This window comes from Pseudophaeobacter sp. 1A09344 (genome assembly GCF_041008745.1).
Classification (GTDB): domain Bacteria; phylum Pseudomonadota; class Alphaproteobacteria; order Rhodobacterales; family Rhodobacteraceae; genus Phycobacter; species Phycobacter gallaeciensis_A.
On sequence record NZ_JAXGFS010000001.1, the window covers coordinates 179627 to 192757 of the forward strand.

Below are 13131 nucleotides of genomic sequence, written 5' to 3' on the forward strand. Positions count from 1 at the left end.
CTTCAGCTCTCCATATCCAGCGCAAGCGCATAGGCAACGCGTTCGGTCGCAGTCAGTTTCACGTCCAGAGCCTGCCGGTAAAGGGTTTCGAATTCTTCCATCCCATGCAGTTCCTCGGCCTTGGCGCGATGCCAGGCGAGGCCTTTTTCGTGCCACTGGCGAAGGGTCGTATCCTCCATCAGTCTATCATATTCGGTGCGCAGGCGCGGAAGGTTGCGCTGGATGGTGACGTCCTTGTGGTCGTTCCAGTCCATGCGGATCCAGTAGTTGAGGCCGATGGAGCGATCCACATGCAGGGCACGTCCGCGCTGACGTTTGACCAGAAAACTTTCGGCCGAGCGCAGCGCGTAGTGGTTGAGCTGCAGCAGATCGTAACCGATGGAGCGGCGCGAGTTGCGCCATCCGTTGTCGAGCACATCCTGCGTCATGTCGCGGCCCGATCCGTTGACCCAGCGGACCTGATCGCGGAACCCGTCCTGCAGCTTGTTGGGGCGGTGGCAGCTGATCTTCTGATAGGCGCCAGTGTTTTTGAACATCGTCTTGAAACCCCAGACCGTGTGCGGCTTGGGGCAGTATTTCGGCGCGCAGGCATCAAACTGGCCGACGACGAAATCACCCGACAGCCGTGTCACATCGTTATGGCCGAACAGGCGCCAGGTCATGGCGACGTTGGTGGCATCCGGCACCCGTTCAAAGAAATCCTGCAGAGTACCGTTGCCACAGCGCACGTTGATGAATTCGTCGACGTCGATATGGACGATCCAATCGGCCTGGGTGATCACCGGTTCTTTCAGCGACTGGTTCAGTGCGTGTTGCTGCGGAGACTTGCCGCGCCAGTCGTCGTTGTTGCGGTGCTGCAGGATGCCCTTCTCCTGCAACCGGTCGAGGATCTCGGCGGTGCCGTCTTCGCAGCCATTGGTGTAGATCAGGAAGTTGTCCACACCGATGGCGCGATGATAGGCGACCCATTCCAGGATATAGGGCGCCTCGTTCTTCATGCAGCCGACGATCACATTGCCGCTGCTGCCTTGAGGCAGGGCGCGGCGTGGCACCTCCGCATAGGGGGCGGCACGCGCGGTTTCATCCAGCGTGCCGATATTGTCATGCGGCCGGAAGGGGGAGGTTTGCAGCATTTCGAAGTTTTTCAACGCCAGCGGGGTCATCACCTTGCGGGCCTGCGCCGTGGGTTCCGTGGTGGCTGGGTCCGGCTTGGCCTCTTCCGCTGGTCGGGAGGCGCGGGTTGCGGCCTCAATCTGCGGCATGAAGCGCAGCAGGTATTGCGAGGCGCGAAAGCCCATTTCCGGGTCCGCCTCTTGCCACTCTGCGCCGGAATGGTCTTCGGCACCGGGTTGGGTGGCGAAGCTGGCTGCAGACAATCCGGGGTGCTGCTCTGCAAGCGCCTGATTTGCGGCGGCAAACCGGTGTGAGATACAGGCCAGCTGCGCAGGGTCCATCGGCGCGCCGTCAATCTGCAGCTCATTCAGGAAACCGCGCCACATTTTCGGCGGTACGATCCTGCCCTGATGCAGGGTGATGTGTTGCAGCAGACTATTGAGCCTCCGTGCCCGCGTCTGCCAGGGCGCAGCGGGCATTGCGGGTGGCGTGGCGGCCCCGCAACGACCAATTTGATCGCTGATGCCAAAGGCGGCGCGAATCTCTTTGGTGGCCTCCGGCCCGTAAAGCAGGGCCTCGTCGTAAGAGCGGAAGCTCATGGACCCGGCGCCGAAAACATTCTCCCAATGCTGTTGCAGGGCCTGATAGTCGAGCCAGAAGGGGGCGCCTTCGGTTTCTTCGAACTGGTTTTCCTGCGGTCTGATCTGCGGCTGGTGCGCGAGGCAGGCTTGCCACCAGTCCGGTTGATCGGCCAGCGCCAGTTCCCGCTCCAGCGGGGTAGCCCGTCCGTTCAGTACCTGCGCGCCATAGCTGCGCGCCAGCAGGCGGGCGGGATCGTCCAGATGCGCCAGGATGCTGATGTCGCCGGATAGCGGGGTCAGTATATCCTTCAGCCGCATCAGCTCGCTGCGCCGGTGCAGCCTGCTGCCCAGTTGCGAGGCCGAGAGGATCAGAATGTCCGGCTGCGCTTCATTGACCTCACGGGCCAGATCGGCGCTCAGTTTTCCGCGCAACAGCGCCTGCCGCGCGTGATCGGCAAGGCCGCGGGCATGGCGCAGCGGGTCCACATGATCGGGGTCGGTCACCGCCATGAACAGGCGCGTGTGATTGCTGCCGCCGGGAGAGGTGGGAAACAACACGCCCTTGCCGCGCAGCTGGTCCCGCTTGTGGGCCAGAACCTTTTGCAGCCGCTCGGCGCCGGTATGCTCGAGCCCGATATGAAGAACGATGCGCATGATCAGGAGCGTGCCTTCCGGTTGACGTTGGCCTGGCCCCACCAGGGCAGATCGCGCCCAAGGAACGCGCCCACCCGCGCTTGCGCACCGGCATCGGCGACGTTGATCTCAAGGTAATCGGGGTCCTCGCGGAACCAGTGTTTCAGCGCCTCGTAATGACCGTCGATCCAGATCATCTGCTGTTCGGGGGTCTTGCCGTATCCGATCGGCAGGCCAGGCACCGTGCTGGCGGGCAGCCGGGCGGTGCCGAGGTTGTTCCAGGCCATGATCGATTTGGAATGACTGGCCGCATCGCGCCGGGTGGCGATGAATTTGAGCCCCGGGTTGAGATCCTTCAGCACTTTCAGCAGGGCAAAATCGAACTGCGGCCAGACCGAGAATTTGCCATGGATAAAGCTCACCTCCGACAGCGCATCAAAACCATCGAGATAGGCCATGGGATCGCCGCGCTCATATAGTCCTTTGTAAAGGAGGCTGCCGACGAAAATCCGTCGCTTGCCGGGTTTGTCTTCCTCGCGGTCGCGCAGGCGGTGATCGGCCACGGAATAGCCCGCCTGCGACAGCGCCTTGCCCAGCGTGGTGGTGCCCGATTTCGGCAGGCCGAGGTTGATGACCTTGAGGTTCATTGCGCCGCCTCTTTGGTCCAGAGGTCAAGATCGCGCAGCAGCGCCTCTTCCTGTGGCGGCAGGGGTGGGGCGGCGCGCAGTTGATCGCGCATCGCCTGATAGCTCGGCTGGGCCAGCAGCTCATCGCGTTTCGCACGGTGCAGGCGAACTGCCGCCTCGTGCAGGGCGGCGATCTCGGGGTCGGATTTCAGATCGGCAAGCGCCGCCTCCATCGCCGGGAGATGGCGTTGGATCGACAGATCCTCATAGGCGGGGTCATTGCGTTCGCGCCAATAGGTATCGTCAAAGGCGCGATTTTCCCGGTTCACATCGCCGCGGTCATTCTTCACCAGATAGCTGTCGAGCGAGCGCAGTGCGTAGTGGTTCAGCGTCGCAAGGCTGCGGGCGCCTTTGGCCGGGAGTTTGCGGATATGATCGCGGTTTGCAGCCATCAGGAACCGGAAGGGCACCCGGCGGCCGCCACCATCGGTCCAGACGGGCCGCTTGTCCTTGGCCAAAGCCTTGCGGAAGAACGGGCGATGCGCGCCATAGTATTGCAGCGGAAAATCGCGGCGTACCAGCGTCTTGACCTCGATTGAACCATCGGCGCAGCAGATATCCGGGTTGTGCGAGCGGGTGAACTGGGCGATCACCGGCGCGTCCTCAAAGGCCTCGATCCCGTCGTTGGCAAAGAACTGGAAGCTGAGCGAAATTGCCTGGGGATTGCCACAGGCCGCGATCAGATCGGGGATTGTGTGATCGCCCGTATGGATGTTGAGGAACTCATCCACATCAGCCACCCAGACCCAGTCGGCATCCGCCGCGATGGGCTGCTGGCGCGCGTGTTTCAGCGCCTCCATCTGGTAATTGCGCCCCTCGGCCGGGTTGGGCAGATGCTGCACCAGCCCCCGCGCCGCCAATGCATCCAGCAGGTCATCGGTGCCATCGCTGCAATCGTTGGAATAAAACAGAAAATCCGTGACCCCGATCAGCCGGTTATAGGCGATCCATTCGAGCAGGAAGGGGCCTTCGTTCTTGACGCAGGTGACGGCGGTGATGCGCATCATGCATCCCCTTTGGCGTCCCGGCGCGAAGTGCCGGGCTGTGTTGATCCGTGGCGCATCATTCGATCTGTTGCCTTGCCGCCTGCATCTTGCCTCTCGTTACCGCACATCGTCGTCACACATGGATCGGGTGCAGCCGGGGCTATCGTCATTGCCAAAATCCATGGCAGGGCGGGCGCCCTGCGTCAATCATTGCAGGGTGTATAGCCGTTAACCCTTGTCGAAGTGTTGCCCAACAAACGAAATCAACAATCCGAAAACGGGGGCAGACCAGCCTTGACCGCGCGCTGGGCGCATGGCCTCTTGGTGCGACCAAGCGGGGAGGCAAGGCATGACAGAGGCGCAATCCATCGATCAGGTGCAACAGATGTTGGGCGAGCAGGGCTATGTCTGCGGCCGGGCGCTGGCTACCGTGGTCTTCCTGTCGCTGCGTCTGGGCCGCCCCTTGTTCCTGGAAGGCGAGGCCGGCGTCGGCAAGACCGAGATCGCCAAGGCGCTGTCGGCGGCGCTGGGTCGGCGCCTGATCCGGCTGCAATGTTACGAAGGCCTGGATGCCTCCAGCGCGGTTTATGAATGGAATTTTGCCGCGCAGATGGTGGCGATCCGCACCGCCGAGGCTGCCGGAGGCACTGACCGCGCGGCGCTGCAGAGCGAGCTGTTCTCTGATGAGTTTCTGATCGAACGGCCACTCTTGGAAGCCATGCGCCCCGATGAAAATGGCGCGCCCGTTCTGCTGATCGACGAACTGGACCGCACCGATGAGCCCTTCGAGGCGTTCCTGCTGGAGGCGCTCAGCGATTTTCAGGTGACCATTCCCGAACTTGGCACCATCAAGGCGCCCGAGCCGCCCATCGTGATCCTGACCTCCAACCGCACGCGTGAGGTGCATGACGCGCTAAAACGGCGCTGCCTGTATCACTGGGTCGATTACCCCGATTTCACCCGCGAGGTCGAAATCCTGCGGGCCCGCGCGCCGGAAGCCTCAGAAAAACTCAGCCGCGAAGTGGTCGCCTTTGTGCAGGCGTTGCGGACTGAGGATCTGTTCAAGAAACCCGGCGTGGCCGAAACCATCGACTGGGCCAATTGCCTGCTTGCGCTCGACGTGATCGACCTCAGCCCCGAGGTGATCGCCGATACATTGGGCGCGATCCTGAAATACCAGGACGATATCGCGCAATTGCAGGGTTCCGAGGCGAAACGCATCCTCGACAAGGCCAAGCAGACTCTGGAGGAGACGCCGTGACCTTGGCGCTGATCTGATGGTTGAACTGCCCGAGCTTTCCTTGCCGGACGATCCCAAACTCGTCCAGAACATCACCCATTTCGCCCGCGCTCTGCGCAAGGCGGGGCTGCCCATCGGGCCGGGCCGGGTGGTGGACGCGGTCGAGGCGGTAGCGGCAGCAGGTTTCACCAGTCGGCAGGATTTCTACTGGGCACTGCACGCCTGTTTCGTGACCCGCCCAGAACACCGGGCGGTCTTTGCGCAGATCTTTCGTCTATACTGGCGTGATCCGCGGTTTCTGGAGCATATGATGGCGGCGATGCTGCCTGCGGTGCGCGGCGTGCAGGAAGAGCGCGCCGCCAAACCCGGTGAAAAACGCGCTGCCGAGGCGCTGCTGGATGGCGCCAACGATCAGATCGACCTGCCAGAGGGGCAGGAGGACGAGGGCACCGAGTTCGAGATCGACGCGACCCTGACCATGTCCTCCGAGGAGCGCCTGCGGTCCTTGGATTTCGAGCAGATGAGCACCGAGGAAGTCGCCCGCGCCAAACGCATCCTGTCGCAGATGCGCCTGCCGGTGCAGCCGATCCAGTCGCGCCGCCTGATGGCCGCGCCGCATGGGCAGCGGGCGGACTGGCGGCGCACCCTGCGCGATGCAGCGCGTCGGGGCGGTGACTTGCAAGACATTGCCCGCGCCAAACGGCGCATCCGCTGGCCCAATCTGGTGGTGATCTGCGATATTTCCGGCTCCATGAGCCAGTACAGCCGCATCGTGCTGCATTTTCTGCATTCGGTCGCCAACCAAAAGGGCGCGGGCTGGGCCAAGGTGCATGGCTTCACCTTTGGCACGCGGCTCACCAATATCACCCGCCATTTGGCCACGCGCGATGTGGACGCGGCCTTGGCCGCAGCGGGCGCCGAGGCGCAGGACTGGGAAGGCGGCACCCGCATCGGCCAGTGCCTGCATGAGTTCAACCGCGACTGGTCGCGCCGGGTCATGGGGCAGGGGGCTGTGGTGCTGCTGATCACTGACGGGCTGGACCGGGACGACCCGGACCAACTGGCCAAGGAGATGCAGCGCCTGCACCTGTCATCGCGGCGGCTGATCTGGCTGAACCCGCTCTTGCGCTGGGAAGGCTTCGCCCCCAAGGCACAAGGTATCCGTGCCATGCTGCCCCATGTGGACAGTTTTCGGGCCGGCCACTCCATTGCCTCGCTCGAAGATCTGGCGCAGGTGATTTCCCGCCCCGAGGACCAGGGCGAAAAGGCGCGGTTGATGGCGCTTCTCTGACGAATTCTGAAAGTCGAATGTAATTGATCTGGGTCAAGCCTGATCCGCGCCCACCCTGCTACATTCCGTAAATGGAATGTAATTTGGGAGGCTGATGATGGCCATGAACTGGAAAACCGGAGGGTTCCTGCTGGGGTTCGTCTTCTTTCTGGCAGTGCTGCTGGTCAAACCGATTGGCGTGTCCACGCAATTCGTGATCCTGGACGGGATCATCGGCGACGCGGTGAACAGCGAATTGGTGACCAAGACCGAGGAGGGATATACATCGACCAATGCCTATCTGGCGAAATCGAATGGCAAATACGCCAAATCGGTGATGAACCCGCTGAACTACAGCTTTGTCTTTGTTCTTGCGATGGCGGTGGGCGGCTTTCTGTCGGTCATGGCGCGCGGCGGCCTGCCCGCGCGGGAGCGTAGCATCCCCGATCTGTGGCGCGCCAATCTGGGGAACGGGGTTGCCCTGCGCTACGGCGCGGCCTTTGTTGGCGGTTTCATCGTGCTTTACGGTGCGCGCCTTGCGGGCGGCTGCACCTCGGGGCACATGATGTCAGGCATGATGCAGACCGCGCTGTCGGGCTATCTCTTTGCCGCCGGGGCCTTTGTCGCTGCGATTCCCGTATCCCTGATCCTGTTCAAGAAGGAGGCCTGAGCCATGATGTCTATCGTTCTCGCAATTGTTATCGGCCTGGCCTTCGGCGCGGTGTTGGACCGTATTGGCGCCAGCAACCCGAACATGATCGGCAAGATGCTGAACCTCACCAACCTCAACCTGGCCAAGACCATTCTGCTGGCCATTGGCACCGGTTCGGTGCTGATGTTCGCGGGCCAGATGCTGGGCTTTGTCGACGTGGGCCATATGTCCGTGAAGGCCGCCTATATCGGCGTCTTCATCGGCGGGCTGATGCTGGGCGCGGGTTGGGCGCTGGCGGGCTATTGCCCCGGCACCGGCGTTGTCGCGGCGGCCTCGGGGCGCAAGGATGCGCTGTTCTTCATCGTCGGCGGCCTTCTGGGTGCTGCGGCCTATATGGTCACCTACCCGATGTGGAAATCGAGCGGCCTTCTGGACAGCATCGCGGGCGGTAAGGTTACCGTTGGCACCGTGCCGGGATCCAAGTTCGACGGGATGACGGCGCTGCCGGGCGATGTCCTCGGCATCGTTCTGGGCCTTGGTTTCATCGCGCTGGCCTTTGCCCTGCCCGAGCGGCTGACGCCCTCCAAATCGAACCTGCAGCCGGCTGAATAGGCACCCTCCCGCGCCTGAAATATGCCCGAACGCCCGCCGGTCCCGGCGGGCGCTTTGCGTTTTGCGCTGCGTTTTCGGCTTGAAACCTCTGGCCTTCGCGTCAACCTTGGGGGCAACAAAGGCGGAAGACACGCCGGGAGGATTGCATGTCAGAGGAAACCCAGCGTTTCGAGAACGCGCCGGAGGTGGCGCTGGAATGGCACAGGGATGGCACCGGGGCTGCATTGGCCACGGTGGTGCAGACTTGGGGCTCGGCGCCGCGCCGGGCCGGATCGCAGCTGGTGGTGGGCGGCGATGGCCGCATCGAAGGCTCGGTCTCGGGCGGCTGCGTCGAAAGCGCGGTGGTCTTTGAGGCGCTGGAAGCCATCGAGGATGGCAAGCACCGCCTGCTCGAGTTCGGGGTCAGCGACGATGATGCCTTTGCCGTGGGTCTGGCCTGCGGCGGCACCATCAAGGTTCTGGTTGAACCCGTGGGCGGTGCCCTGCCGGTGGATCTGCTGGAACAGTTGGTCGCAGCCCGAAAAGAACGTATCGCGCTCGCCTATGAGGTGGATCTGGACAGCGGCGCGCGGCGTCTGGTGCGGGATGGCTATGCTGAGCGCCTGCGCATGGATCGCTCTGGTGTTGAGGAAGACGGCAAAACCTTCGTTGCCGTGCACAACCCGCCGCTGCGGCTGATCGTGGTGGGTGCGGTGCATATCGCCCAGGCGCTGGTGCCCATGGCGCGGATTGCGGGTTATGATCCGGTGATTATCGACCCGCGCGAGGCCTTTGCCGCCGCCGCGCGGTTCCCGGGCGAGACATTGATGGACGATTGGCCGGATGAGGCGGTGGAAAAGCTTGGCCTTGATACCCGCACCGCGCTGGTGCTGCTGACCCATGATCCCAAACTCGACGATCCGGCGCTGGAGGCTGCGCTGGGCGCCGATTGTTTTTACATTGGCGCGCTTGGCTCCACCCGCACCCATGCCAAACGGGTGGACCGGATGGTGGCGGCTGGCTTCACCAAGGAGCAGATCGGGCGCATCCACGGTCCCATCGGTCTGGATATCGGCGCGGCGGGGCCGTCTGAAATCGCGGTGTCGATCCTGGCCGAGATGACAGCGGTTCTGCGTGGCAAATCCTCATGAAGTTCGGCCCGGTTCCGCTGGATCAGGCCGAGGGGGCGATCCTGGCCCATTCCCTGCATCTGGAGACCCGCAAGATTGCCAAGGGCACGGCGCTGGCCGCTGAAGATCTTCGCGATCTGGCCGCCTCGGGGTTCTCCGAAGTCACCGCCGCGCGGCTGGAAAGCGGCGATATGCACGAGGATGCGGCGGCGCAGGCGCTGGCCCACGCCATTGTTCCAGACCCAAGCGCCCAAGGGCTGCGCATTTCCGGCGCCGGGGCGGGGCGGGTGAACCTTTACGCCGAAACCTGCGGTGTGGTGGAGCTGGACCGGGCGCAGCTGGAGGCGGTGAATGCGGTCGATCCGATGATTACCATCGCTACCGTACCCGCCTATCACCGGGTCGATGCCGGGGGCATGATCGCCACCATCAAAATCATCGCCTATGGGGTGCCAGAGGCGCATCTGACCCAGGCGGCGCAGGGCGCGGGCAGGGCTTTGCGGGTGCGCCCCCCAGTCTACAGGACCGCAACTCTGATCGAAACGCGGGTTACGGGCGATACTCCATCCGAAAAGGGCCGCGCGGCCATGGCCGGACGGCTCGACCGGATGGGCATGGCGCTGACAGATCGCTTGGTTGTGCCCCACCGCGAGGCGGAGCTGTCAGCGGCAATTGCCGATGCGCCGGGAGAGGTCATCCTGATCCTGACCGGATCGGCGACCTCGGACCCACTGGATGTGGCGCCTCAGGCGCTGCGGCTGGCGGGGGGCACGGTGACGCGCTTTGGCATGCCGGTGGATCCGGGCAACCTTCTGTTTCTCGGCGCGCTGGGCGAAAAGCCGGTGATCGGCCTGCCGGGCTGCGCCCGCTCGCCTGCGCTTAATGGCGCGGACTGGGTGTTGGAACGGGTGATCTGTGGCGTCGCGTTGCGCGGGGCGGATATCGCCGCCATGGGGGTTGGCGGGCTGCTGAAAGAGATTCCCACCCGGCCCATGCCGCGCCGCGCTGGACAGGATGACGCCGGGCGTGGCTGAACGCTGCGCCAGAGAGCACAAAATGTCCGCATCTCCAACGTGTTACGCGCGGCTTCTTGCCGTTTGGCAAAAATGTTACGGCCAGAGGCCTTTCTGGGGGTTCGCGCCAGCCGCATCCCGTGCTTAACTCCTATTCAGCCAAACAAAAGTAGCGAATGGGAGGAATTCATGGCGAAGGTCTCGATGACCGTGAACGGCAAGCCCGCCAGCGGTGATGTGGAGGGGCGCACGCTCCTGGCGTCATTTCTGCGCGATGAGCTGGGGCTCACGGGGACACATGTAGGCTGCGATACCAGCCAGTGCGGCGCCTGCGTGGTGCATGTGAACGGCAAGGCGGTCAAATCCTGCACCATGCTGGCGGCCGAAGCAGACGGCGCAGAGGTTGCCACCATCGAAGGGCAGGCGGCTCCGGATGGTACGCTGAATAAGATCCAGCAGGCGTTTCAGAATCACCACGGGCTTCAGTGCGGTTTCTGCACGCCGGGCATGGTGATGTCGGCGGCGGCGCTGCTGAAGGAAAACCCTAAGCCGACCGAAGCCGAGGTGCGCGCCTATCTCGAAGGCAATATCTGCCGCTGCACCGGCTATCATAACATCGTCAAGGCGATCCTCGCCGCGTCCGGTCAGGACGTGACGGCCATTGCTGCCGAATAAGGCCATAAGCCCGCCGCGGGCAGCGCAGGGAGGCGCGGCCCGGGACAAAAGACAATTTTGCATGACCAAGAGGTGCGCCCCGGCGCGCACCATCCAGGGAGGAGATTTGGACAATGCCAAAGGATAGTGGCATCGGCGCCAGCCCGAAGCGGCGCGAAGACGTAAGGTTCCTGACCGGAACCGGCAATTACACTGACGACATCAACCTCAACAATCAGGCCTATGTGCATTTCCTGCGCTCGGATGTGGCCCACGGCAAGATCAACGGCATCGACACCACCGCGGCAGCTGCGATGCCCGGCGTCATCCGCATCTTTACCGGCGCCGATTTCGAAGGTGTGGGGTCGATTCCCTGCGGCTGGCAGGTGACCGACCGCCATGGAGAACCGATGCAGGAACCTGCGCACCCGGTTCTGGCTCAGGGCAAGGTCCGCTATGTTGGCGATGCCATCGCCGCCGTGGTCGCCGAAAGCCGCGAGGAAGCTCGCGACGCCGCCGAGGCGATTGAGCTCGATATCGAAGAACTGCCCGCCGTCATCGACATGAAGGAGGCCGTCAAGGAGGGCGCCCCCAAGGTGCATGACGATCTCACCTCGAACCTCTGCTATGACTGGGGCTTCGTGGAAGAAAACAAACCGGCAGTGGAAGAGGCCTTTGCCAATGCGGCCCATGTGACCACACTGGAGCTGGTCAATAACCGTCTGGTCGCGAACCCGATGGAGCCACGCGTGGCAGTGGGCGATTTCAACCGGGCCACCGGGGAATCGACGCTTTATACCACCTCGCAGAACCCCCATGTGATCCGCCTTCTGATGGGCGCTTTCGTGCTGGGCATCCCCGAGCATAAGCTGCGCGTCATCGCGCCCGATGTGGGCGGCGGTTTTGGCACCAAGATCTTCCACTATGCCGAGGAAGCCTTCTGTACCTTCGCGGCCAAGGCGCTCAATCGGGCGGTGAAATGGACCTCCACCCGGTCCGAGGCCTTCATGTCGGATGCCCATGGCCGCGATCACGTGACCAAGATCGAACTGGCGCTGGACGCGGAGAACAACTTTACCGCGCTGCGCACCGACACCTACGCCAATATGGGGGCGTACCTGTCCACCTTTGCGCCTTCGGTTCCGACCTGGCTGCATGGCACGCTGATGGCGGGCAACTACAAGACGCCCTTGATCTACGTGAATGTGAAGGCCGTCTTCACCAACACGGTGCCGGTCGATGCCTATCGCGGCGCGGGCCGCCCCGAGGCGACCTTCCAGTTGGAGCGCGTCATCGACAAGGCCGCGCGCGAGCTGGGTGTCGATCCCATCGCGCTGCGTCGTCAGAACTTCATCACCGAATTCCCCTATGCCACCCCGGTGGCGGTGGAATATGACACCGGTGATTACCACGCGACCATGGACAAGCTGGAAGAGGTTGCCGATTTCGCAGGCTTCAAGGCGCGTCGCGCCAAGTCGGAAGAGAACGGCAAGCTGCGCGGCCTTGGGATCAACTGCTATATCGAGGCCTGCGGCATCGCGCCCAGTAACCTTGTGGGGCAGCTCGGTGCGCGCGCGGGTCTTTATGAAAGCGCCACGGTGCGGGTCAATGCGACCGGCGGTCTGGTGGTGATGACCGGCAGCCACAGCCACGGGCAGGGGCATGAAACTTCCTTCCCGCAGGTGATCGCGGATATGATCGGCATCGACGAAAGCATGGTCGAGATCGTGCATGGCGACACCGCCAACACGCCGATGGGCATGGGCACCTATGGCTCGCGCTCCCTCGCGGTGGGTGGCTCTGCCATGGTGCGGGCGACGGAAAAGATCATCGCCAAGGCCAAGAAGATCGCTGCCCATATCCTTGAGGCGTCTGATGCGGATATCGAGCTGAAGGATGGCCAGTTCTCTGTTGCGGGCACGGACAAATCCCTTGCCTGGGGCGATGTCACGCTGGCGGCCTATGTGCCCCACAACTACCCGCTTGAGGACATGGAGCCGGGGCTGGAAGAGACCGCCTTTTACGATCCGGCGAACTTCACCTATCCTTCGGGCGCCTATGCCTGCGAGGTGGAGGTCGATCCCGAGACCGGCAAGGTCACCATCGAACGTTTCGCGGCGGCGGATGACTTTGGCAATATCGTCAACCCGATGATCGTCGATGGTCAGGTGCATGGCGGGATTGGTCAGGGCATCGGTCAGGCGTTGCTTGAGGGCTGCGTCTATGACGAGAACGGTCAGCTTCTGTCCGCCTCCTACATGGATTACGCCATGCCGCGCGCCGATGATCTGCCCTTCTATCAGGTGGACCATTCCTGCCAGACGCCCTGTACCCATAACCCCCTTGGGGTGAAGGGCTGCGGTGAGGCTGGTGCCATCGGATCGCCGCCGGCGGTTGTGAATGCGGTGGTGGACGCGCTGCAGGCTGCGGGTAAAGATGTGACACATATCGATATGCCACTCAGCCCCAGCCGCGTCTGGGCTGCGATGAACAGTTAACACCGGGGCAGGGGCCGGGCAGATGTGCCGGGTCCCTGCACCCATGGGAGATTTGAACAAAAGAACAAGGGGGGAGATCCCCCG

The 13131-nt window shown here is 63.1% G+C and carries 11 protein-coding genes; 8 read left to right on the forward strand and 3 right to left on the reverse strand.

Annotation, left to right across the window (positions count from 1 at the left end; genetic code table 11):
• Positions 1-2: 2 nt before the first annotated feature.
• From SM765_RS00810 to SM765_RS00820, 3 genes are read right to left on the reverse strand one after another with little or no spacing between them, the layout of a single operon-like run.
• Positions 3-2348, reverse strand: coding sequence for a glycosyltransferase family 2 protein (locus SM765_RS00810; protein WP_274836762.1), 2346 nt, complete (start codon positions 2346-2348; stop codon positions 3-5).
• Between the two features lie 2 nt (positions 2349-2350).
• A complete protein-coding gene (locus tag SM765_RS00815) occupies positions 2351-2974 on the reverse strand; it encodes a sulfotransferase (RefSeq protein ID WP_274836763.1) in 624 nt (207 codons plus the stop codon).
• Positions 2971-4017, reverse strand: a complete 1047-nt coding sequence (locus SM765_RS00820) for a glycosyltransferase family 2 protein (RefSeq protein ID WP_274836764.1) — start codon at positions 4015-4017, stop codon at positions 2971-2973. Before SM765_RS00820 ends, SM765_RS00815 begins: the two co-directional genes overlap by 4 nt.
• 331 nt (positions 4018-4348) lie before the next feature.
• Between SM765_RS00820 and SM765_RS00825 the strand changes: the two genes are divergently transcribed.
• The 8 genes from SM765_RS00825 (at position 4349) to SM765_RS00860 (ending at position 13047) form a co-directional block, all read left to right on the forward strand.
• A complete protein-coding gene (locus tag SM765_RS00825) occupies positions 4349-5260 on the forward strand; it encodes an AAA family ATPase (protein WP_274836765.1) in 912 nt (303 codons plus the stop codon).
• A 16-nt stretch (positions 5261-5276) separates the two neighbouring features.
• Positions 5277-6530, forward strand: a complete 1254-nt coding sequence (locus SM765_RS00830; protein WP_065273182.1) for a vWA domain-containing protein — start codon at positions 5277-5279, stop codon at positions 6528-6530.
• Positions 6531-6633: 103 nt separating this feature from the next.
• Entirely contained in the window at positions 6634-7179 is a 546-nt protein-coding gene (locus SM765_RS00835) for a YeeE/YedE thiosulfate transporter family protein (protein WP_274833615.1), read from the forward strand.
• 3 nt (positions 7180-7182) lie between these two features.
• The gene (locus SM765_RS00840; RefSeq protein WP_274833617.1) at positions 7183-7773 is read left to right on the forward strand and encodes a DUF6691 family protein; all 591 of its coding nucleotides are present in this window, start codon (positions 7183-7185) and stop codon (positions 7771-7773) included.
• Positions 7774-7919: 146 nt separating this feature from the next.
• Positions 7920-8903, forward strand: coding sequence for an XdhC family protein (locus SM765_RS00845; RefSeq protein ID WP_274836767.1), 984 nt, complete (start codon positions 7920-7922; stop codon positions 8901-8903).
• Positions 8900-9916 (forward strand): molybdopterin-binding protein, encoded by a 1017-nt coding sequence (locus SM765_RS00850; protein WP_274836768.1) that lies wholly within the window; start codon positions 8900-8902, stop codon positions 9914-9916. Before SM765_RS00845 ends, SM765_RS00850 begins: the two co-directional genes overlap by 4 nt.
• A 168-nt stretch (positions 9917-10084) precedes the next feature.
• Positions 10085-10570 carry a (2Fe-2S)-binding protein gene (locus SM765_RS00855; RefSeq protein WP_274836769.1) on the forward strand — a complete coding sequence of 162 codons (486 nt, stop codon included), beginning with the start codon at positions 10085-10087 and terminating at the stop codon, positions 10568-10570.
• A gap of 113 nt (positions 10571-10683) precedes the next feature.
• Positions 10684-13047 (forward strand): xanthine dehydrogenase family protein molybdopterin-binding subunit, encoded by a 2364-nt coding sequence (locus SM765_RS00860; RefSeq protein WP_274836770.1) that lies wholly within the window; start codon positions 10684-10686, stop codon positions 13045-13047.
• Positions 13048-13131: the final 84 nt, after the last annotated feature.